The organism is Pseudonocardia acidicola (genome assembly GCF_012911935.1).
Taxonomy (GTDB): domain Bacteria; phylum Actinomycetota; class Actinomycetes; order Mycobacteriales; family Pseudonocardiaceae; genus Pseudonocardia; species Pseudonocardia acidicola.
Map to the genome: position 1 here is coordinate 22,133 of NZ_JAAXLA010000066.1, position 19,534 is coordinate 41,666.

Here is a 19,534-nt window from a genome sequence, read left to right on the forward strand (position 1 = left end):
AGCAGGAGGTGTGGTCATGACCGTCCGCGACGTGTACCCCGCCACCGCGGGCTTCACCGCCGTGCTGTGCGGGGCGGGCGGCTGCGGGTTCCGCACCGACTCCGCCGGTCCCGCCGACGCCACCGAGGCGGACCGCACCGCCGAGATGCTGCGTGCCGTCGTCCGCAGCAGCCGGCACGGCGTCCTGGTGTCGACGGGCTGTCTGCTCGGTCCGACCACGTGCCGGCTCCGCACCGCGGCGCCCCTCGTCCTGGTGCAGCCCTGCGACGCGGAGCGCCGCCCGATGGGACCGGCGGTGCACGTCGGCCCGCTGCGCAGTGCGGCCGACGTCCGGGAGCTTGAGTGCTGGCTCCGCCGGGGCCGGTTCGACCCGGTACTGCTGCCCGGGCGCCTGCTGGAGGTCTACCAGCGAGCCGTCGCAGCTCCGACGAACTGACCATCGGGTCGCAGGCGTCACATCTGCGGATGAAAGGTGCACAGCGGACACACAGGGACGGCACAACGCGGCGACAGCGAGGCCGCCGAACGTGACGGGGTATCTGCGGCCGACCCCCTGGAGATCCTCGTGAGCACCGCGACGCAGTCGCCCTCGACCCGCGCCACCGGAGCCGCGCCCGATCCCGGCCGGCACCGGCCGCCCCATGCGGGGCCAGGCCGCCTGGCCCGGCTCTGGCGCGGACCGGCCGACCAGCCGCGCTGGGCCCGGCCCGCGCTGATCGCAGTGCTGGCCGGGACCGCACTGCTCTACCTGTGGAGCCTGCCGGCGTCCGGTTTCGCCAACGAGTACTACGCAGCCGCCGTGCAGGCCGGTACCCGGTCCTGGAAGGCCTGGCTGTTCGGCTCGCTCGACTCCGGCAACGTGATCACGGTCGACAAGCCACCCGCGGCGCTGTGGATCATGGGACTGTCCGCGCGGATCTTCGGGTTCGGTTCGTGGAGCCTGCTGGCACCGCAGGCGCTGCAGGGCGTCGCCGCGGTGGCCCTGCTGTACGGGGCGGTGCGGCGCTGGGCCGGCCCGGCCGCGGGGCTCGTCGCCGGCGCGGTCCTCGCGCTGACCCCGGCCGCCGCGCTGATGTTCGGCTTCGACAACCCCGACGCACTGCTCACCCTGCTGCTGGTGGCCGGCGGCTACGCCGTCGTCCGCGCGGTCGACGCCGGGTCCACGCGCGCCTCGACCCGCTGGCTGGTCTGGGCCGGCGCCGCGATCGGCGTCGGGTTCCTCACGAAGATGGGGCAGGCGCTGCTCGTCGTCCCGGCGTTCGGGCTGGTCTATCTGGTCGCCGGGCCGTCCCCGCTGCGCACCCGGCTGCTGCAGCTGCTGGCCGCGCTCGGCTCGATGATCGCGGCGGCCGGCTGGTACGTCCTGCTGGTCGAGCTGTGGCCGGCCACGGACCGGCCGTACATCGGCGGCTCGACGACCAATTCGCTGCTCGAGCTGGCGCTGGGCTACAACGGCCTGGGCCGGCTGCTCGGCGGGAACGGCAACGGCGGTGGAGGCGGTGGCGGGTTCGGAGGAGCGGCCGGCAGCAGCTTCGGCGGCGCCACCGGCCTGACCCGGCTGTTCGGTTCGGAGATGGGGCTGGAGATTTCCTGGCTGCTGCCCGCCGCGCTCGTCTCGCTGGTCGCCGGGCTGTGGCTGAGCCGCCGGGCCCCGCGCACCGACCGGCTGCGCGCCGGGATGCTGCTGTGGGGCGGCTGGCTGCTCGTCAGCGGCCTGGTGTTCAGCTACATGAGCGGCACCATCCACCCCTACTACACGGTGGCGCTGGCTCCGGCGATCGCCGCCCTGGTCGCGTCGGCCGGCCGGGAGCTGTGGCGGCGCCGGGAGTCGCTCACGGCTCGTGTCGCGCTGGCCGTGATGGCGGCGGTGACCGCAGCCTGGAGCTTCGCGCTGCTCGCGGGTAGCGCCGAGTCCTACGCCTGGATCCGCTGGGTGATCCTCGTCGCGGCGGTCCCCGCGGTGCTCGGGCTGCCGGCCGGGGCCGGGCGGCTGCGCCGGGTCGCGGTCGTCGCTGCTGCGGTCGCCGCACTGACCGGGATCGCAGGCAGCGGCGCCTACGCGGTCGCGACCGCATCCACCGCGCACGGGGGCAGCATCCCGAGCGTCGGCATCACCGCGAGCGCCGGCGGGGGCCCGATGGGGCCCGGGCCGGACGGGCGCGGCGGATCGACGGGTGGCCGCCCTGGCGCCCAGCCTCTGTCGATGCCCGGCGCGACCGGTGCGCCGCCGAGTTTCCCGGCCGGTGCGCCGTTCGGCGGGTCCGGCGCGAGCGGACCGGGCGGCGGGCCGGGTGGTGGCACGGGTGTGAACACCGAACTGGCCGCGCTGCTGCACGCCACCGCCAGCACCTGGTCGGCCGCGGTGTCGACGTCCCAGAGCGCGGCCGCGCTCGAGTTGGCCACAGGTACCGCGGTGATGTCCACCGGCGGCTGGAGCGGCTCGGACCCGGCGGTCACGCTGGAGCAGTTCCAGGCCTACGTCGCCGCCGGTGCGATCCACTACTACCTCGGCGGCGGCCAGGGTGGTGGTCCCGGTGGCGGATCCGGCACTTCCAGCGCCGAGATCGCAGCCTGGGTGGCGGCGAACTTCCCGGCGACCACGGTCGGCGGGCAGACGGTCTACCACCTGACCGGGTGATGGCCGCGTTCCCGCGGTGGCCGTTCACCTTCCGGTCGCCGGGAGTGTGAGCGTCGGCACGAGCGCATCGGGTCCGGCGTCCCGGAATGGGGTGCCGGACCCTGTTGCGACATCGCTCGCGGTGCCGGCCCGTCCTTTCGGGTGGACCCAGCTGGTGTGTCCTGCGTCTCGTCGGGCAATCACGCTCGACAACGCCGGGAATGGCGAAAGGCCCCCGACCGAGAAGGTCGGAGGCCTTTCCTCCATGGTGGGCGATACTGGGATTGAACCAGTGACCTCTTCCGTGTCAAGGAAGCGCTCTCCCACTGAGCTAATCGCCCGAGGCGGAGGCGGGAATCGAACCCGCGTACAGGGCTTTGCAGGCCCTTGCCTAAGCCACTCGGCCACTCCGCCCGATTCCTCCGGACGCGTTCCGTAGGCTTCGAGACCTGGAGGTCCGGCGTAGACCCGAGGTTCCTCCGAGCGGACGACGGGATTCGAACCCGCGACCCTCACCTTGGCAAGGTGATGCGCTACCAGCTGCGCTACGTCCGCATACGCACCGTGTCGGTGCGATGGGAGAACCCTAGCGCAGCCCCTCCGGAGCCTCCAAATCGGCCCCCCGGGTGCCGCGCGCCCGGGTTGTCCCGGTGCTCGTGTCAGTCACGGGCGCGGTCGTTGTCCAGCAGGCCGGACAGGGCCTCGTCGAAGTCGAGCCACGAGTACTCGGTGGTGGGGGGCACCGCCTCGAACGTGCGGTCGAGGAAGTCGGCGAGCGTCGCAGCGCACGTCGTGAAGACCGCGTGGCCGGACGGGGAGGTCAGCTCGAGCTCGATGCGGCCCGGGTCGTGCGGCACCGGCTGGACACGGACGTCTCCGGTACCGGCCGGCCCGAGCAGTCCGTCGGCGAGCAGATCGCGGGCGAAGACCCAGTCCACGGCGCTGCTGTGGCCGGTGCGGAAGGAGGCCTGCACGGCGTACGGATCACGGCTGGAATAGGTCAGCTCCACCTTGACGGGCACGACCGGGGCGTCGGGGGCGATCAATTCGAACATCGCCGGTGAGCAGATGATCGTGTGCTCGTCGCGCATCCTGCATCCTCTTTCGTGTGCCCGCGTGGTCCGTCATCCAGAAAACGAGCGTGTCGCCAAGATGTGACGGGTCGGGGGACGAAACTCCGCTCGGTTGCCCGCTCGGCATCACCCACACGGTTGGTGTCGCACCCGCGAACAGGGGTGGGCGCGCCGTGCCGGCGATGAGCCGGATTGCCGGTGGGGACTAACCTGAACCAGTCGCTGCGCTGCAGCGAAGACGCTGACGTGAGGATCCCGCTGGTGGCCGATGTAGCCGACGCACCGGGCACGCCAGACCGGCGTGGACGGCCGCCGGCTCGCTCGAAACCGGGTGCGCGTGGTCACGATCCCGCGGACGACCAACTCGTCCGCCGGATCGTCGACGGCGACTCGACGGCGCTGGGTGCGCTGTACGACCGTTACGGGCGGCCCGCCTACTCGCTGGCCCGCCGCATCTGCGCCGACGACGGCATCGCCGAGGACGTCGTCCAGGAGGCGTTCCTCGCGTTCTGGCGCGACCCGCAGCGCTTCGATCCCGAGCGTGGCGCGTTCGGCACCTGGCTGCTGACCCTCGTGCACCACAAGGCGGTCGACGCGGTCCGCCGGGAGAGCACGATCCGCCGGCGCACGGTCCCGGCGGCCGAGGACGGCGAGGAGTGGTCGGCCCAGCCCGGCCCGGGAGCGGACCAGGCGGCGCTCGGCGCCGTCGTCGCCGGCCAGGTCCGCGACGCACTCGGCCGGCTGCCGGACGAGCAGCGTCAGGCGCTCACGCTCGCCTACTTCGGCGGCTACACCCAGCGCGAGGTCGCGGCGCTCACCGGTGTGCCGTTGGGCACGGTCAAGTCGAGGATGTTCACGGGAGTGCAGCGTTTGCGCAGTGTGCTCGGCCCGCTGCTGGGCGAGTTCGCCACGGATGCCAGTGGGGGAGCGCGGTGAACGCGCCCCGTTCCCAGACCTGCCCGGTGACCGAGCAGGCCGTCGGCTGGGCGTTGCACGCCCTGGAACCCGGTGAGGAGCTGGAGGTGCTCCGGCACCTGCCGACGTGCCCGACGTGCCAGGCGGCGGTGCGCGAGGCCGAGGAGCTGCTGTCCGGTCTCGGAGCGTCGGTCGAACAGGTCGACCCGCCGGCCGGGCTGCGCGACAGCCTGCTCTCCGCGGCCGAGGAGACTCCGCAGGAGCGACCCGCCCCGCTGCCGCAGGTGACGCCCGAGGACGAGCCGGCCGGCGGGGCCGGTGCCCGGGTGCCGCAGGGCGGCGAGCCGACGCGTTTCCCGGCTGCGGCGGCGCGGCCAGCCGGGGGCGGGTGGCTCTCGTCACGGAGCCGCAAACTCGTGGCGGCGTCGATCGCGCTGGTCGCGGCGCTCAGCATCGGCGGCCTCGCGGTGCGCACTGCGCAGTTGCAGGCCGAGCGGGACGCCCAGACCGCCCAGGCGCAGAGCATCTTCGACATGGTCGCCCAGTTCGACAAGCCGGGCACCAAGCACGCCTGGCTCACGACCCGGCCCGGCGCCTCCCCGGTGGCCGCGGTGATGGTCAACGGCATCGAACAGCAGGTCGTGACGGTCGGCCTGCCGCCCAACGCCACCGACCGGGACGTCTACGTGCTCTGGGGGATGCACGACGGAACGCCGCAGGCAATCGGAACGTTCGACGTCACTCCTACCCAGTCCGGCCCGCACAACGTAGGATCCGCGCCCGAGGTGGGCGGTTTCTCCGGTTACGCGATCTCGATCGAGCCCGGTCGGACCGCTCCGGCCTCACCGTCCACGGTGGTCGCGAGCGGGCAGGTGGAGACCTGAGCAACACCGACGAGGAGCAGCGGACCGGCTCCGCCCGGTCTCGATCGACGCACCCAGGAACAGCCCACGCTGCACGGTGTGGCGTTGGTCGCGACCGAGGGGACGGAGGGCCGGCCGACTCGGTCGAGGGTGAGCAGGCCGGCGGCGTCCGGCTTGCGGCCCGTCGCGCAGTGGCGCGATGCCGGCGGGCTCGTCGGTCGCTCGGCCGTTACCCGATGCTCGACGTGGTGTACCGCCTTCTCGTCGGGCTCGTCGGACTGACCGTCATCGTGATCGGAATCGTGCTGTTGCCGGCTCCGGGGCCCGGGTGGGCGGTCATCTTCCTGGGACTCGGCATCCTCGCGACCGAGTTCGAGTCCGCGCGGAAGGTCCTGCTCTACACCCGGCGCAAGTACCAGGCGTGGATCGCCTGGCTCGGACGGCAGCGCGCGTCCGTGCGACTGGCCGTGTCGACGGCTGTGCTGCTGCTCGTCGCAACCTGCGGCTGGCTGTTCGGGGCGTTCGCCGTGGTCGGCGGCTGGATCGGAATCGACTGGGCCGTGCTGGAGTCTCCGCTCGGCGGGGTCCTCTGAGCTCGGTCAGCCGACGAGCAGGGATCGGCTGGACGGCGACGACCCGTGCCACGACCCGCTTCCCCGGGGAGTCGAGCGCCGCGAGCGGGTAGATCGACATCTTCGGGTGCCAGGGGAACCGCGCCGAGTGCGGCGATCGAAACGCCGCAGGAGATCAGCTCGTTGTGGGTGAACCTCCACCCGAGGGTGGCTCTCCCGGACGGCGGCCCTCTGCACGCCCCGAGCCCCGTCTCGGTGCCGGACCGATCGTGCTTGGTGCTGGTGAGGGGCCGGTGCGTGGCCTACCCGGGGGTGCCGGAGAGGGGCGGAGTCGATGTAGTAATGTCTTCGACGGCAGCGGGCGATTAGCTCAGGGGGAGAGCGCTTCGTTCACACCGAAGAGGTCACTGGTTCGATCCCAGTATCGCCCACGCAGCCGAACGGCCTGGTCAGAGGCTCACAGAGAGCCTGACGACCAGGCCGTTCGGCGTTGTTAGGGGACGTTCCCGGAGCATTTCCGGAGCATCCGATTCAGGTCGGAGCGTGCATGCCTCTCCCGTCGTCCGGGTCGTCCTCGTCGTCCAGTGCTTCGAGGATGCGATCGCTGTTGTCGGTGCGGCGGGTGTAGAGGTCGAGCGTCGTGGACGAGCGCTCGTGGCCCATGACCCGCTGGACCATGTTGGGCGGGACGCCGTCATCGACGAGCCAGGTGGCGTAGGAGTGGCGCAGATCGTGGAAGCGCAGCCCGCCCGCCTGGTTCCGCGCGACGTGGTGCACGGCCGCAGTCTCGGTCGGCAGCCGCTCGGTGTGCTTGGTCCCGTCCGCATCCGACCACTGCGCCTCGAAGCCGCCGTCGACGGCGACCACCGCGCCGAGCATCCCCGCACGCACCAGCGACGGCCGCCAGACCCGCGTTCGGAACAGCGTCCGGCGCAGCGCCCCGCCCACCTCGTTGGCGAAGATCGGCGCACTGGGCTGGGTCGGCCACCGGTCGAGGTGGGCTCGGATGGTCGTGACCAGCCAGGCGGGCAGGGGCACGGTGCGCCGTCCGGCCCGGGACTTGGGGAACGGCTTGAACGAGGTGTGCCCGGAGACCTCGATCACGGTGCGGATCACGTGCAGCCGGGCGGCGTCGAGATCGAGCGCGTCGACCCGGAGCCCGGCGGCCTCGCCCCAGCGCAAGCCCGCACCGGCGGCGGTCGCGACGATGCCCCGGTACCGCTCGGGCACCGCCGGGAGGAGCCGGCCACGGAGGTCGGCGCGGCTGATGACCCGCTCGTCGGTGTCCCGGCGCCGGGTGCGCGGCACGCGGACGTCCTCGGCGGGATTGAACGGGATCAGCCGGTTGCGCACCGCTGAACGCAGCACTGCCGAGGTGAGCCGCAGCGCCTCCACGACGGTGGCCCGGGAGCGCTGCTTGCCGAGTTCGGTGGCCCAGGCCTGCAACCCGAGGTGGTCGATCTTGCCGAGCTGCACCGCGCTCCACTGCGGCAGAACGTGCGTGCGCATGACCGACAGGTCCCGGGCGGCGGTGGTGGCCTCGGTGTTCCAGGTCGCCATCCACTGCTGGGCGTGCTCGCCGAACAGCATCCGGCCGGCGTTCGGCGCGACGTAGGCACCGCGGCTCTTGGCCGTCTCGACCTCGGCGAGGAAGGATGCGGCGTCCTTCTTGAGCCGGAAGGTCTTGGACCGCTGCCGTCCGGCCGGGTCGCGGAAGTAGGCGCGGTAGCGGCCTTCGGGGGTCTTGTCGATGAAGCCCATCACGCGACCTCGCGGGTGTCGGTGCCGTCGAGCCAGGCGTGGAAGCGGCGGCGGGGCACCAGCCAGCGGCGCCCGACCCGCATGGCCGGGATCGAGCCGTTGCGCACGCTCTCGTAGGCGACACCGCGGGCGATGCCGAGCAGTGCGGCCACCTCGTCCACGCTGTAGGTCAGCGCCTGCGTGCTCGTCGGGGTGGTCATGACCGGGCCTCCTTCAGGGTGCGGCGAGCCTGTCGTTGCTGCTGCTTGCGTTCGGCGATGGCCAGGGCCAGTTCGCGTTCGCCTTCGTTGCGGTGGCCGATGCCGACGAGCTGCCAGTTGTTGATCACGGTGATGGTGTCGAGGTCCGGCGGGATGCCGTTGGGGTCGTCGGTGTCGGCTGCGAGCCGGTCGAGGGTGTCGGCCAGCCGCCAGGTGCGCCGTTCGCCGCGGATCTCGCGGAAGGTGGTGGAGTAGCGCTGGGATTTGGTGAGGAAGTGGCCGCGGAACCCGAGCATGTGCGCCCATTTGCGCAGGTTCAGCGCCTCGTAGCGCTCCAGGCCGCCGAGCTCCCACACCGTCTCGATCAGCCGCCGGTGGTGGTCGGACACGTCGAGGTAGGCCACGTGCTCGATCGCGCGGATCGGGCGGTCGGGGTGGCCGTCGGTCTTGCCGGTGCCCTTGGTGGCGTACTTGGCGATGTAGCCGGCCAGCGACGCATCGGTGATCTCGCCGTTCTGGTCCTCCACCGTCGCCGCGCGGGCGGGGGTGATCTGGCGGACGTCGATCTGGGTGCCCCAGCCAAGCACGAGCGGGGTGTCGTCGGGGCGGGTGACCTCGAGGCAGACCGCCCGGGCCGCCGTGAGTACCGCATCCCGGAGCGCGTCGCAGGTGAGCCCGGGCGGGGCCGGGTCGTGTGGGCCGTCGGGGCCGTCGACGCGCAGGGCGGCGTGGAAGTGCACCAGGCCGCGCCGCTGGTACTCGGCGACCTTGGCGTAGGACAGCCGGGCGACGTCGCGGAACTGGCGGGCCCGGACGCCGAGGATCGCGGCCAGGGCGCGGCGTAGCGCGATGGCGAAGCGGGCCCACAGCGCCCCGGCGTGGGCCTGCCAGAGCACCGCGCCGACGTAGTCGTAGGTGTCCGGGTCGACCGGGGTGCCCAGCGCGGGGTCGTGCTCGCGGTGGTGCGCCCCGCACCGGCAGGGGATGACCCGGCCGCGGGCCGAGAGCCGGCGGGAGTGCACCGGTCCGAACGAGGGCGCGGTGAGGGTGAGGAACAGCCGCGGCTTGCCGGTGACGGCTTCCGGGACGCCTTTGTCGCCGCCGGCGAGTCCGGCGCGGATGAGGTGGAAGGCGTCGGCGGCGTAGCGGTCGGAGCAGGCCGGGCAGATGGTTTCGCGGCGGTTGCCGCAGGGGGCGAAGATCTCCCCGGCGTCCTCGACGAGAACTTGGCCGTCGCGGTCGAGGATGCGGGAGGAGCCGCGGAGCCGGACCGGGTGCGCGCAGCCGCCGGAGGCTTCCACGTTGGCCCGCCACGTCCGGTAGTCGGGCGAGCGGAGCCGGTCGGAGATCATCGCGGCCACGGCGGCCTCAGGGTCAGTGATCGTATGGGTGGTCACCAGAACTCCCGTTCGTGTTCGATCTCGACGGAGGTGGCGCGGTGGCCGTGGTGGCGGGCGAGGCGTTCGGCGCCGTGGCGGTAGGAGCGGGCCCGGCCGATCACCTCCCCGACCTCGGTCTCGACCAGGTAGGAGGTGCCGTCGCGGAGGATGGAGCCGGACCAGTCGCCGTCCCCGCAGGTGACCAGCCCTTTGCCGGGGGAGACCACGTCGACCAGGACCCGGACCGACCGAGGACCCTCAGGCTCAGTCACAGCGCGCCCGGTGGGGGCGGGTTCGACGACGGTGGCCATCTGCGGTTCCGGCTGATCGGCCACCACCGGGATGCGGTGGCCCAGGGTGAGCCGCCCGGCGGTGAGCAGGTGGTGCACCGTGGTGGCCTCGTCCGCGGCGACCGGCATCGCGCGTGCGGCTTCGCGGGTGTGGACGGCGCGCTGGTAGACGGTGTCGGCCGGGCCGAGCAGGACGTAGCCGGGGTCGCGGGCCAACCGCAGGACGCGGTCGGTGACCGGGTCGTCGAACAGCAGCCCTTGGCCGGCCGCCTGCACCGGCACCCGCGGTCGACGAGCGTTGGTGCGGGTCATCGGGTCCACCACCACGAGGCGCGGGCCTCGGACTCCCATTCGGTGGCCAGCGCGCGGGCGGCCCACAGGTCAATCCAGGCCGCGGCGACCGCGGCGACCCAGAACCAGCCCGACGAGGTGCCGAGCCATGCCCAGCAGCCTGCGACGAGCAGGGCGAGGGCGGCGGTGATTTTGAGCCAGGTAGCGAGCGCCCATCCGGTGACGGCCCACATCACGCCGCCCCCTCGTCCGCGTCGCGCTCCGGGTGCAGCGGCAGCACCTGGGCGGGCGGCGGGTGGATCGCGCAGCGCTCGACCAACTCGTCGATCTCCCGGTCGTCCACATAGGCGGCGCGGAACCGGACCGGCAGCCGTGATCCGGTGTCGATGACGAACCCGATCCCGGCGTGCCTCGGGTCGCCGGGGATCTCGTCGGCCAGCGCACCCCGCTCGCGGGCGCCGTCACCGAGGACCATGTCCACGTGGGAGGCGGCGGTGACGCCCAGGCAGATCCGGGTGGGGAACAACTCCCGCACGTCGACGACGTCCTTGGACGGCTCCTGCACATACCCCCACACCGAGATCCCGCAGGCCCGGCCCTGGGTGAGAATCTCCGCCAGCAGCCGCAGCGCCTCGCGGACGTCGGCGCGGTCGCCGTAGGCGGTGAGCATCGCCATCTCGTCGATCTGCACCAGCTCCAACGGCGACTCCGCGCACACGTCCAGCGTGCGCAGGCCGTGCTCGCGCATGTGGTCCTGGCGGCGCTTCATCTCGTCCCGGACTTCGGCCAGCAGCCGCAGCGCCTCGGCCGCGGTGGTGGCGTAGCGGGAGAACAGCCGGGCGCCGCGCTGGGTCTCCGCCCCGCCCTTGAGGTCGATCATCGACGCCCGCACCAGCCGGTCGCGGATCAGCGGGCCCATCGCCCGTAGCGGGGACCAGATCAGCGAGCTCTTGCCCGCGCCGGAGGCGCCGGCCACCAGGCCGTGCGTGCCGCGGACGCGGATCGTGAACGGCTGGCCGTGCTCGTTGTCCCCGACGTCGAGCGCCCCCAGGTCCACATCGGCCGGATCGGACGGGATCTCCGGGGCGGGGATGACGTGGTCGAAGGGCAGCTCCCGCTCCACCACGATGGCCAGCACGGCGGGGCGGATGCGGGTGATCGCCACCCGGTGCGCGATCAGCGCTTCGGCGAGGGCGTCGGCGCGTTCGGTCCAGGTGCGCAGGTCCTGCCCGCGGACCATCCGCACGTAGAGGGTGTCGATCGACGGGCTGGCCGAGCGGACCCGCAGCACCCGGGGCACGGCGGCCCGGCCGGTGCGCCGGTTCTCCCGGACCAGGTCGCAGTCGGCCAGCGTGGCCGCCCAGCGGCGCCCGGCGTAGGCGGTCCAGCGCCGCCGTTGCGCCCGGAGGGTCGGGGCGGCGAGGCGGTCGAAGGTGGCCGGGTGCACCCGCGACCAGACCAGCAGGCCCAGGGCCAGCGAGCCGGCCGCGAGCGCGACGGCCGCCGGACCGCAGGCGGTCATCGCCCACACCAGTGCGGCGGGGACGAGGACGAACAGTGGATGCCGGGCCAGCCAGAGCAGGGCCCGCCACTCCGCCCCCTGCGGGCGGGACGAGGCCCGCATCGTCTGCGGTCGGGTGCCCGGTCGGTGACGCGTAGGGTTGCGCATTGCCGCGCCTTCCTGTGAAAAAGGGGGGGGTGTGGTGAGGAAAGGGGGCCCGCCGGTCGATTCCGCCAAGATTCAGCCCGGCGGGCCCCGTACTGCTCGAACTCGCTACTTGCTGAGGGTCGACCGGGCCGCATCCAGCAGCACCGTCAGATGGGCGACATTGCGGGCCAGGTTGTCGTGGGTGTTCTTGAACCCGCCCGCGCGAAACGGGATCCCGGACAGCGAGCGGCGCAGTTCCCGCATCGCCGCGTCGATGTCCTCGATCGTGCGGTCCACCGTCCGCGACATGGCGCGATCACCTGCGCCATTCGCGGGAGACCAGTTCGGCTTCCCACTTCTTGGCCGCCGTCGCCATCACGTGTAGCGACTGGCCGGCCTTCTTCGCCGATGAGCGCAGCTCCTGGGCGGTGGGGGCCGACCAGTGCGCGGTGGCACCGGCCGCGGCCCGCGCGGGTTGGGTGTCGGCGGCCTTCTGCGCCACCAGCTCGGCCTGGGCCAGCGCGGCCGCGACGAGCTGCAGCGACCGCCAGAACTCGCCGTAGCGCCGCAGCGCGCGGCGGTTCACCGGCGTGAGGTTCACCGAGGCCATGACCTCAGACCCCCTTCCGGATCGCCGCCTGCGCCAGCCGCAGGCCCTCCGCGACCCCGGCCCGCCACGCCCGCTCGGTCGGCACGGAGGTGTCGTCCCAGCGGGACCAGCGGCGCCGCTCGCACTCCAACCGCCGCACCAACCGGCCGACACCCGCGCTCTGCCGGACCCGGCCCTTGACCATCGCGCCCATCACGCACCCACTCTCGAAAGCACCGCACCGTCATCGCCACTGCCGTCATTGCCGTCGTTGCTCATCTCGCCGGACCCGCCGCACTCGGCGCAGATCCCGTCCCCGGCGCACACGTCGCAGTCCGGGCCGTCACCGGCGTTCGGAAACGAATCCGGGAAACAGCCGTAGCCGTCGCACGGGTCGCACGCGCCCGATCCCGAACACTCGCTGCACCGCTGCATCTCGCCCACCTCCCACTCACTGATCCGGGCCGGTTTCGGGCATGGGGGTAGCCACGTCCGAATACCGGAAAGGAATCGCTACCGGCCGGGAATGCGGGCCCGGCCACCCTCACGCGCCCTGGCGGCGCGGTGCGGCTAGGACTTGTCGCCGCGGACGTGCACGGCCTTGAGGCCCATCGCCTTGAACGCCACCCCGGAGGTGACCCGGCCAGCACCGTTGTCGATCTGGTACGGGTTGAGCCGGGCGTCGATCAACTCCACCTTGACGTCCTCGGTGAAGCCCTCGCCCGGGTCGGACGCCAGCGTCACCTTGATCTCCTCGCCCTTGGGCGCCTTCTCTCCGGGCCCGACGCGCAGCTTCGCGAACAGTGCCACCACGAACTGCGTCACGCCCTGCTGGTCGGTCACCGGCACCAGCCCGCCGTTGCCGTCATCGCGCGTCTTCGGCGCCGGCGGCTCCACCACCGTCAGCTTGTAGCCGCCCAGGTTCACCGGAATGTCTCGCATGAGTCTGGTCCTCTCGGTCTACTGGCTTGAGCCACTTGGTGGCTTAAGCCAGTAGACCACGAAGGTGGTCGGTGGTCAACTACTGGCTTGGACCAGTTGCCGGTAGGCTCGCGAGAGCCGCTTGACCAGCCGAACCGATCGAGGCACGCCCCGTTGCAACCCACTGACGCGCAGCTCCCGAGCCGGCGACTCGCCCACCAGTTGCGCGAGGCCATCACCTCCGGCGAGCTCCCGCCCGGTGCCAAGCTGCCCTCCGAGCGCGTCCTGGCCGCAGAGCACGGCGTTGCCCGCAACACCGCTCGCGAAGCGATCCGCTTGCTCGCCGAAGAGGGGCTGGTGACGGCGTCGCACGGTCGCGGCGTGTTCGTTCGCGAGAAGCGGCGGTTGCTGCGGTTCGGCAGCGAGCGCTACTCCCGCACGACTCGGGAGTCGACCGGCCTGTCGCCCTACCGCGCCGAGGTGGCCAGGCAGGGGCGTACCGCCCGCGTCGAGTGCACCTCGATCACGCGAACCGTCCCACCGGTCGACGTCGCCGAGCGCCTGGGTGTGGACCCGGAGTCGGAGTCGGTCGTCCGCCGGGAGAACTGGTACTACGCCGACGACGAGCCGGTGCAGGTCGGCATCACCTACATCCCGTGGGAGATCGCCGGCGGCTCGGTGCTCGCCACCTCGGCCCAGATGGGCAAGGGCAGCCTCTACGCCCGGTTCGAGGAGCTGGGCCACGCCATCACGACCGTCCGCGAGGAGGTCACCGCGCGCATGCCGACGCCCGAGGAGACCCGCGGGCTCGCCGTCCCCGACGGCGTCCCGGTGCTCGATGTCCTGCACACCGGCATCGACCAGGACGGCCGAGCGTTCGAGGTGACCCGATTCGTCATGCGGGCCGACCTCAACGGCCTGGACTACCGCATGCCCGTGGAGCAGTGATGACCAACCCGCACCCCGAGCCGGCCGTCGTCATCCGCGAACGCACCCCGGCTGATCTCCCCGGGGCCGCTGCCGCGCTCCTCGACGTCCACCGCACCGACGGATACCCGGTCGAAGGCGTCGACGACCCCACCGGCTGGCTGACCAACTCCCAGCAGCTCCGCGCCTGGGTCGCCGACCGCGACGGCCAGATCGTCGGACACGTCGCCATCGGTGCCCCCCAGCCCGACGACGCCGCCGCAGCGATGTGGAAGGCGAACCCGGACTACAACGGCGAGGACGTCGCCGTGCTCGGGCGGCTGTTCGTCGTGTCGACGGCCCGTGGCCACGCCCTCGCCAAGCGGCTGATGGCCGCCGCGACCGAGTACGCCCAGCAACACGGACTACGCCTCGTCCTGGACGTCATGACCAAGGACCACACAGCGATCACGCTCTACGAACGACTCGGCTGGCAACGCATCGGCACCGCCGACCACGACAACGGCAAGGGGCAAACCGTGCCCGCCTACTGCTACGTCAGCCCGCATCCTCGCTCGACCACACCGGCATGACACCACGACCGCAGCCCTCTCATCACGTCGCCGTGGCCGGAGTCGCCGTGCGTGACGACGGTCGGGTCCTGGTCGTGCAACGCCGGGACAACGGGCGGTGGGAGGCGCCCGGGGGAGTGCTCGAACTCGACGAGACCTTCGAAGCCGGCGTCCGCCGCGAGGTAGCCGAGGAGACCGGCGTGACCGTCGAGGTAGAGCGCCTCACCGGCGTCTACAAGAACCTCACCCGCGGCGTTGTCGCCCTTGTCTACCGCTGCCGACCGGTGGCCGGTGAGCCCCACCCGACCGACGAGTCGCAGCGAGTTGAGTGGTGGACCGCCGACCAGGTCCGCGCCCGCATGGCACCGGCCTTCGCGATCCGCATCCTCGACGCCCTCGACACGAACTCCGTGGCCTCCCGAGCGCACGACGGAGTCCACCTCACGGCCCGCTGACCGCCGCAGCCTGTCCGCCGCCACGTCAAGCATCAGTCGGGACTCGACACTGTCCGCCGTAGCCAGCGTGTTCAGACTTTCTATTCCTGATCAAGGGCGCCTGCGGCGCCGGCTGCGCGGGGCTGCGGCCTCCGGCCGGTCCCCGCGCAACTGCAGCCGCTAACCGCAGGGACGGGATCAGTCGGCTGCAACACGGTCCACGGTCCGGCAACATCCATCTGGTGTCACCGGATTCCGATAGCGTCGGGCCAACAGCCGAGTTTGCAGAAGCGTGGCAGCATATCGAGGACGCCAAGCGAACAAGGAGCGAACTCGCACAAATATGGACCGAACTGTGCGGCTCGGAAGCGTTTTCCAGCTATACCAGTCTCCGTGACGACCGCAGCGGCGGATCAATCTGGGTCGAGGTGTCTTGGCCTAGTGAACTCCGGCGGCGTGCAGAAGCTAGCGCATTGCAGTTCGGGCAGAGCATTATAGGCGCGTTTAGTAGCGCATTGCATCGAGTCGCAGAGCTTACATCCGGAGTGATCATTTCCCTCCGGATGGAGGACTACCGAATGCCTATACTTCAGAGTGCAGCCGAGTTTGAGCGGCATTCGCGGCGTAATTTTCAAGGAGTCAGGCCGGACCATGTTGAGATGGTGAGGTTTTTCCAGCCGTTCACTCGCGCTGAGGCGCCTGGAGAATTCTCACAAGAGATCGCACGATCGATGACACAATTGGGCGGCCTTATTGGAGTGGAAGAAGTTGAGCCAGGTTCAGCGAATCGTGTTGCAGTCTGGATGCACTCTGCGTCGCCTGAGGTGCGTACGGACCCGCCAAGATCGATACAAGACATCTCATGGGAACAGGATTGCTATCTAAGGGACGCTGTGGAGCTAGCAAGGTTTGCGATCGTTGATGCGGAGCCTGACGATCAGATAACAACCAACCCGAACGTTGCGTTCGACCTGGCCTTGGATGTGTCTCCCGAGCCGGTCAATCCTGATGACAATTTCGCCAGCAGATCAGCCCTGCTCGTGGCGTTGGCATCGGAATTCATTCGAGGCTGCGAGCGGTCCGTAGGGCTCCGAGCGCCCCTAGATGAAGGTGCGCGCGATCAATTCACAATCCAGCTCGATGATTCGGAGCCAACCTGGGCGCCGCTCGAAATTCCTGACAGCATATTGCGGGACCAAGTGCAAGAGGCTATGGCAGGATCGGACATTGGTCTTGCAGTTTACAGGGACGACGACGGCAACATGATGCTGCTTGTCAAGGGCGCTGGCGGGTCTGAGATCTTTGGTCGCACTGTTGCTCCGGCGTCCGGACTCGATCTGACTCGTGGGCGGGGTGAGGCGGCGGAGGATGCGACGCTGAAGTCGGCCGAGATCTGGGGCCTTCCGGATTTTGTCCTCTATCCGGAAAAGGTTTCGGAGGCATCGAGGAATCGTGAGATTGGAGACGGCACGATCGTTGTAGGGCAACGAGGCCTTGCTATTCAGGTCAAATCGCGAGATGCGCCGGGCGCCGACCCTGATCGTGAGCGCACTTGGATCAAGAAGAGGGTGGCTAAAGCGGCGCGCCAAGCGTCCGGAACTATTCGCACGATCACGAGAGTCGGGGCGTCTCTGAAGAATGGCCGCGGCCGCTCCATCTCGCTGGCTGGTGAGTCAATTGACTGGACGAGAGTTGTTGTTATAGATCACGACTCGCCTCCCAATGGAGTCACTCCTGAGTTCGACTCTGTCGATCCTCCCGTTGTAGCGATACTCCGCCGAGATTGGGACTTTCTGTTCGATCAGCTGCGTTCAGTCTCAGCCGTTACCGACTATCTCCATCGAGTCGCTCGGGAGGAGGCATGCGAGCTGGGTGACGAGCCCGTTCGATATTTCGAGCTGGCTGACGCCGACGAACTCTCAACTGGCGGAGCCAGTCCAGAATGGATGGATGGGCTAGAAGGTCAGCACTTCTCTCATCCGCTTCTACCGAAAGCCCCGGTTTCGAGCGCGGACGAGGCGGGCCACGCCATCTTCAGGGTTCTGCTCGACGACATAGCCCTAAGTCAATTCGGAGGGGCTGAAGAAGACCGGCTTCGCATCCTGAGCCTGATTGATCGCTTCAGCGTGGGCTACCGGTCCGAGCTGGGTCGGCTACTGATGGCTCACCTAGAAGATGCTTCCAGCGCTGAATCGGGAACGACACTCTGGAAGTTTCGGTGGGTTGTCCAGGACGGTGGATTGCTACAGCTCGGATTTGGCGCATGCTCCGAGTTTACGGACCTCCACCGCGAAGCGTTTAGACAGCGCACCATCGTCAGGCATCATGATTTTGTCGAAGCGGGCAACGTAGCGAAGAGCGAAAAATGGACCGTTGCGTTAATATTGACACCTCGCCGGAATGACGGGCGCCGGTGGGATACAACTCTATTTGCAATGAACGGGTCGACGGGTATGTCAGAAGAGGATCTCGCCCCAATGCGCGCACTTTGGAGTCGAGAAGCAAACTGATATGCCCTCGCCGGGCGGGCAGATCAACAGGATGGCGGCCCGTGCCATCCCGCCGACCTCCCGGAGGGCTACCGCACGGACGCCCGTGGGCGGAGCGGGCGTAGGTCAGCCGGCGGTGGCGTCGAGGGCCGCCCACGGACGCCCGCGCGGTCGGCTTGCAGCAGGTCGACGGGATGGCACTCGGAGCGCAGGTGGCGACTGCTGCTGTACAGCAGCGAAGTACAGCAACCGTGCCGTCCGTGCCCGACCGTAGCCGAACGACAGCGGCTGCTCAGGGCCGTGATCGACCGTTGGTGACCGGCGGGCTGCACTGTTCCTTGGCGGAGGGCACGGTGGGAACGGTTCGCGGCGCCGCAGACACCCGAGCGCGCCATTTACGATGTTGCGGCCGGCAGTCCTACTGGAAGCCGTCCTTTGGCGGTCAACATCTTTCCAGTGCCCAGTTCGACCTGCACGACAACTGATGCGTTCTTGGTACCAAAGGTCGCCGCCGACGCGTACGCGCCTCTCTGGACCACCTCCATATCGAGGGCGAAAATGGCATTGGCACCTGCCGGCAGATCATGCGGCAGTTCTGGGCCGACGAACCCTCCAGCGAGGGGCGTGTACTTGATGCCGGAGGGCTCCTCTTTGACAGACCAGCGTTCAACCCGGAGGGGCGCCCGTCCGTGATTCACGACCTTGACCGCTAAGGCTGGCGTAGGCTTCATACCCTGCTCTGCTAGGTGCCTGATGTTGCTTGCGCCTCCCTTAGAGGGTGGCCACGTGACTAGTCCTGTTCCATTGCCGGTGATCGCGCCCACCAGCAGGAGCACTCGGGGGCGGCTGCCCGTGAGCAAGAACTGCACGACGTTCCAGGTCAGAGCCGCGACCGCCACCACAAGGCTGATCAGGGCGAGAACGAACGCCGCGGTAGGCATCGCTGATGTTGTCGACGGCACGTGCCAGAGCGTAGTGACGGGGTCCGACAGTTCTGGACGACCAGGGCATGCCCCGCCCGGCGGCAGGTCTGCAAGAGGTGCAAGGTCGGGGGCTGGTGCGATTCCTAGGTTGGGGGCGTGGTGCGCCACCTCGACGATCCCCGAGCGGGCTATCACTCCACGCTGTCCGCGCTCCCGACATAGTTCAGCTTCACGGTCCAAGCCTGGCCGATGTAGATCTTGCCGTTCGGGTAGGTGGTTTCGGTAGACGACCATCTTCAGGGCATCTCGGCCGAGTGGTGCCGACGTCGTCAGCGAGCCTGGGCGCGGAGCATTTCCGGAGCGGGCCTGATGGGCCCGGCCGACGCCAGCTGACACTAGATGTCAGGAAACCGCAGATCAGACGACACGAGCTGACACCAGCCGGCCGCGGCTAAGACGCTGCATCCGCGTTCACACCGAAGAGGTCACTGGTTCGATCCCAGTATCGCCCACGCAGGTCAGAGGCCCTGTCCGAGATCATCGGACAGGGCCTCTGGCGTTGTGCGTGACTATCTGAGTGACTATGTCCCTGCGGTCGGGAAGATGAGGTCCATGGCCGTCGCCCCGTTCTCGACCACCGGACGGATCTGTTTGCGGTAGATCAGCTCGGTGACTGAGGTCCCGCTGTGACCGACGAGGCGTGAGATCTGTTCGATGGGCATGCCGCCGTCGGAGAGCAGCGACACGAAGCTGTGCCGTAGCTCTCGCGGCGTCCAGTCCTTGGCGGGGAGCTTGGCCGCTGTGGTGGTGGGCGTCATCGCCTGCGGTCCTCCTCCTCCGCCGACGCGCCCGGAATCTCGATATCGCAGTGCTGGCGACAGCGGCGCAGTGGTCGGGCTGAAGGGCGGCGGAGTGGAGCGGCTGACCCACGACTGGCTCAGCCAGCTGGGTGTCCCCTCGACTGGCTGTGCCTGCGTGAACCCTTGTCGTTCGGTGCCGCCGATCGGTGGTCGGAGGGGGCCGGGAGTCGGAGGATGGCGCGATGGCGCAGGACACGCTGGGCGTGGCCTTCGAGGTAGCCCGGATTGCGG

The 19,534-nt window shown here is 70.0% G+C and carries 23 protein-coding genes and 4 tRNA genes; 10 read left to right on the forward strand and 17 right to left on the reverse strand.

Going from position 1 to position 19,534, the window contains the following annotated elements:
- Positions 1-16: 16 nt before the first annotated feature.
- Together HF526_RS26575 and HF526_RS26580 are read left to right on the forward strand one after the other, a co-directional pair.
- Complete coding sequence (locus HF526_RS26575) at positions 17-436, forward strand: hypothetical protein (RefSeq protein ID WP_169384309.1); 420 nt, start codon at positions 17-19, stop codon at positions 434-436.
- A 222-nt stretch (positions 437-658) separates the two neighbouring features.
- On the forward strand, positions 659-2,638 hold the full coding sequence (locus HF526_RS26580; protein WP_211177840.1) for a glycosyltransferase family 39 protein: 1,980 nt from the start codon (positions 659-661) through the stop codon (positions 2,636-2,638).
- A 245-nt stretch (positions 2,639-2,883) separates the two neighbouring features.
- Here the strand turns inward: HF526_RS26580 and HF526_RS26585 are convergent.
- The 4 genes from HF526_RS26585 to HF526_RS26600 all read right to left on the reverse strand — a co-directional run bounded on the left by HF526_RS26585 (position 2,884) and on the right by HF526_RS26600 (position 3,708).
- Positions 2,884-2,958 (reverse strand) — tRNA-Val (locus tag HF526_RS26585).
- A gap of 1 nt (position 2,959) precedes the next feature.
- A tRNA-Cys gene (locus tag HF526_RS26590) sits at positions 2,960-3,031 on the reverse strand.
- Positions 3,032-3,099: 68 nt separating this feature from the next.
- Positions 3,100-3,172, reverse strand: a tRNA-Gly gene (locus HF526_RS26595).
- Positions 3,173-3,276: 104 nt separating this feature from the next.
- A complete protein-coding gene (locus HF526_RS26600; protein ID WP_169384310.1) occupies positions 3,277-3,708 on the reverse strand; it encodes an SsgA family sporulation/cell division regulator in 432 nt (143 codons plus the stop codon).
- 243 nt (positions 3,709-3,951) lie between these two features.
- On the opposite strand from HF526_RS26600, the gene HF526_RS26605 reads away from it, so the two are divergent.
- From HF526_RS26605 to HF526_RS26620, 4 genes are all read left to right on the forward strand, one after another.
- A complete protein-coding gene (locus tag HF526_RS26605) occupies positions 3,952-4,626 on the forward strand; it encodes a sigma-70 family RNA polymerase sigma factor (protein WP_169384311.1) in 675 nt (224 codons plus the stop codon).
- The gene (locus HF526_RS26610; RefSeq protein WP_169384312.1) at positions 4,623-5,489 is read left to right on the forward strand and encodes an anti-sigma factor domain-containing protein; all 867 of its coding nucleotides are present in this window, start codon (positions 4,623-4,625) and stop codon (positions 5,487-5,489) included. Before HF526_RS26605 ends, HF526_RS26610 begins: the two co-directional genes overlap by 4 nt.
- A gap of 215 nt (positions 5,490-5,704) precedes the next feature.
- A complete protein-coding gene (locus tag HF526_RS26615) occupies positions 5,705-6,061 on the forward strand; it encodes a TIGR02611 family protein (protein WP_169384313.1) in 357 nt (118 codons plus the stop codon).
- Positions 6,062-6,399: 338 nt separating this feature from the next.
- Positions 6,400-6,471: transfer RNA gene (locus HF526_RS26620), tRNA-Val, on the forward strand.
- Positions 6,472-6,571: 100 nt separating this feature from the next.
- On the opposite strand, the gene HF526_RS26625 is transcribed toward HF526_RS26620, so the two are convergent.
- From HF526_RS26625 to HF526_RS26675, 11 genes are all read right to left on the reverse strand, one after another.
- Complete coding sequence (locus tag HF526_RS26625) at positions 6,572-7,801, reverse strand: tyrosine-type recombinase/integrase (protein ID WP_169384314.1); 1,230 nt, start codon at positions 7,799-7,801, stop codon at positions 6,572-6,574.
- Positions 7,801-8,001: a helix-turn-helix domain-containing protein gene (locus HF526_RS26630; protein ID WP_169384315.1), complete on the reverse strand. Its 201-nt coding sequence runs from the start codon at positions 7,999-8,001 to the stop codon at positions 7,801-7,803. Before HF526_RS26630 ends, HF526_RS26625 begins: the two co-directional genes overlap by 1 nt.
- Entirely contained in the window at positions 7,998-9,353 is a 1,356-nt protein-coding gene (locus HF526_RS26635; RefSeq protein WP_169384334.1) for a replication initiator, read from the reverse strand. The genes HF526_RS26630 and HF526_RS26635 overlap by 4 nt, the downstream gene beginning before the upstream one ends.
- A 41-nt stretch (positions 9,354-9,394) precedes the next feature.
- Positions 9,395-9,982, reverse strand: coding sequence for a hypothetical protein (locus HF526_RS26640; protein WP_169384316.1), 588 nt, complete (start codon positions 9,980-9,982; stop codon positions 9,395-9,397).
- Positions 9,979-10,197 (reverse strand): hypothetical protein, encoded by a 219-nt coding sequence (locus HF526_RS26645; protein WP_169384317.1) that lies wholly within the window; start codon positions 10,195-10,197, stop codon positions 9,979-9,981. The genes HF526_RS26640 and HF526_RS26645 overlap by 4 nt, the downstream gene beginning before the upstream one ends.
- Positions 10,194-11,585 (reverse strand): FtsK/SpoIIIE domain-containing protein, encoded by a 1,392-nt coding sequence (locus HF526_RS26650; RefSeq protein WP_169384318.1) that lies wholly within the window; start codon positions 11,583-11,585, stop codon positions 10,194-10,196. The genes HF526_RS26645 and HF526_RS26650 overlap by 4 nt, the downstream gene beginning before the upstream one ends.
- Positions 11,586-11,735: 150 nt before the next feature.
- A complete protein-coding gene (locus tag HF526_RS26655) occupies positions 11,736-11,918 on the reverse strand; it encodes a hypothetical protein (protein WP_169384319.1) in 183 nt (60 codons plus the stop codon).
- Between the two features lie 7 nt (positions 11,919-11,925).
- Complete coding sequence (locus tag HF526_RS26660; RefSeq protein WP_169384320.1) at positions 11,926-12,219, reverse strand: hypothetical protein; 294 nt, start codon at positions 12,217-12,219, stop codon at positions 11,926-11,928.
- Between the two features lie 4 nt (positions 12,220-12,223).
- The gene (locus HF526_RS26665) at positions 12,224-12,412 is read right to left on the reverse strand and encodes a hypothetical protein (protein ID WP_239029187.1); all 189 of its coding nucleotides are present in this window, start codon (positions 12,410-12,412) and stop codon (positions 12,224-12,226) included.
- Positions 12,412-12,642: a hypothetical protein gene (locus HF526_RS26670; RefSeq protein ID WP_169384321.1), complete on the reverse strand. Its 231-nt coding sequence runs from the start codon at positions 12,640-12,642 to the stop codon at positions 12,412-12,414. The genes HF526_RS26665 and HF526_RS26670 overlap by 1 nt, the downstream gene beginning before the upstream one ends.
- Before the next feature lie 126 nt (positions 12,643-12,768).
- On the reverse strand, positions 12,769-13,140 hold the full coding sequence (locus HF526_RS26675; RefSeq protein ID WP_169384322.1) for a hypothetical protein: 372 nt from the start codon (positions 13,138-13,140) through the stop codon (positions 12,769-12,771).
- A 153-nt stretch (positions 13,141-13,293) separates the two neighbouring features.
- On the opposite strand from HF526_RS26675, the gene HF526_RS26680 reads away from it, so the two are divergent.
- From HF526_RS26680 to HF526_RS26695, 4 genes are all read left to right on the forward strand, one after another.
- Complete coding sequence (locus HF526_RS26680) at positions 13,294-14,067, forward strand: GntR family transcriptional regulator (RefSeq protein ID WP_169384323.1); 774 nt, start codon at positions 13,294-13,296, stop codon at positions 14,065-14,067.
- The gene (locus HF526_RS26685; protein ID WP_169384324.1) at positions 14,067-14,618 is read left to right on the forward strand and encodes a GNAT family N-acetyltransferase; all 552 of its coding nucleotides are present in this window, start codon (positions 14,067-14,069) and stop codon (positions 14,616-14,618) included. The genes HF526_RS26680 and HF526_RS26685 overlap by 1 nt, the downstream gene beginning before the upstream one ends.
- Positions 14,615-15,052, forward strand: coding sequence for an NUDIX hydrolase (locus HF526_RS26690; RefSeq protein ID WP_169384325.1), 438 nt, complete (start codon positions 14,615-14,617; stop codon positions 15,050-15,052). Before HF526_RS26685 ends, HF526_RS26690 begins: the two co-directional genes overlap by 4 nt.
- A 221-nt stretch (positions 15,053-15,273) precedes the next feature.
- A complete protein-coding gene (locus HF526_RS26695; RefSeq protein WP_169384326.1) occupies positions 15,274-17,541 on the forward strand; it encodes a hypothetical protein in 2,268 nt (755 codons plus the stop codon).
- A gap of 374 nt (positions 17,542-17,915) precedes the next feature.
- Here HF526_RS26695 and HF526_RS26700 read toward each other — a convergent pair whose 3' ends face one another.
- Positions 17,916-18,482, reverse strand: a complete 567-nt coding sequence (locus HF526_RS26700; protein WP_169384327.1) for a hypothetical protein — start codon at positions 18,480-18,482, stop codon at positions 17,916-17,918.
- Between the two features lie 542 nt (positions 18,483-19,024).
- Positions 19,025-19,261 carry a tyrosine-type recombinase/integrase gene (locus HF526_RS26705; RefSeq protein WP_211177837.1) on the reverse strand — a complete coding sequence of 79 codons (237 nt, stop codon included), beginning with the start codon at positions 19,259-19,261 and terminating at the stop codon, positions 19,025-19,027.
- Positions 19,262-19,534 lie beyond the last annotated feature (273 nt).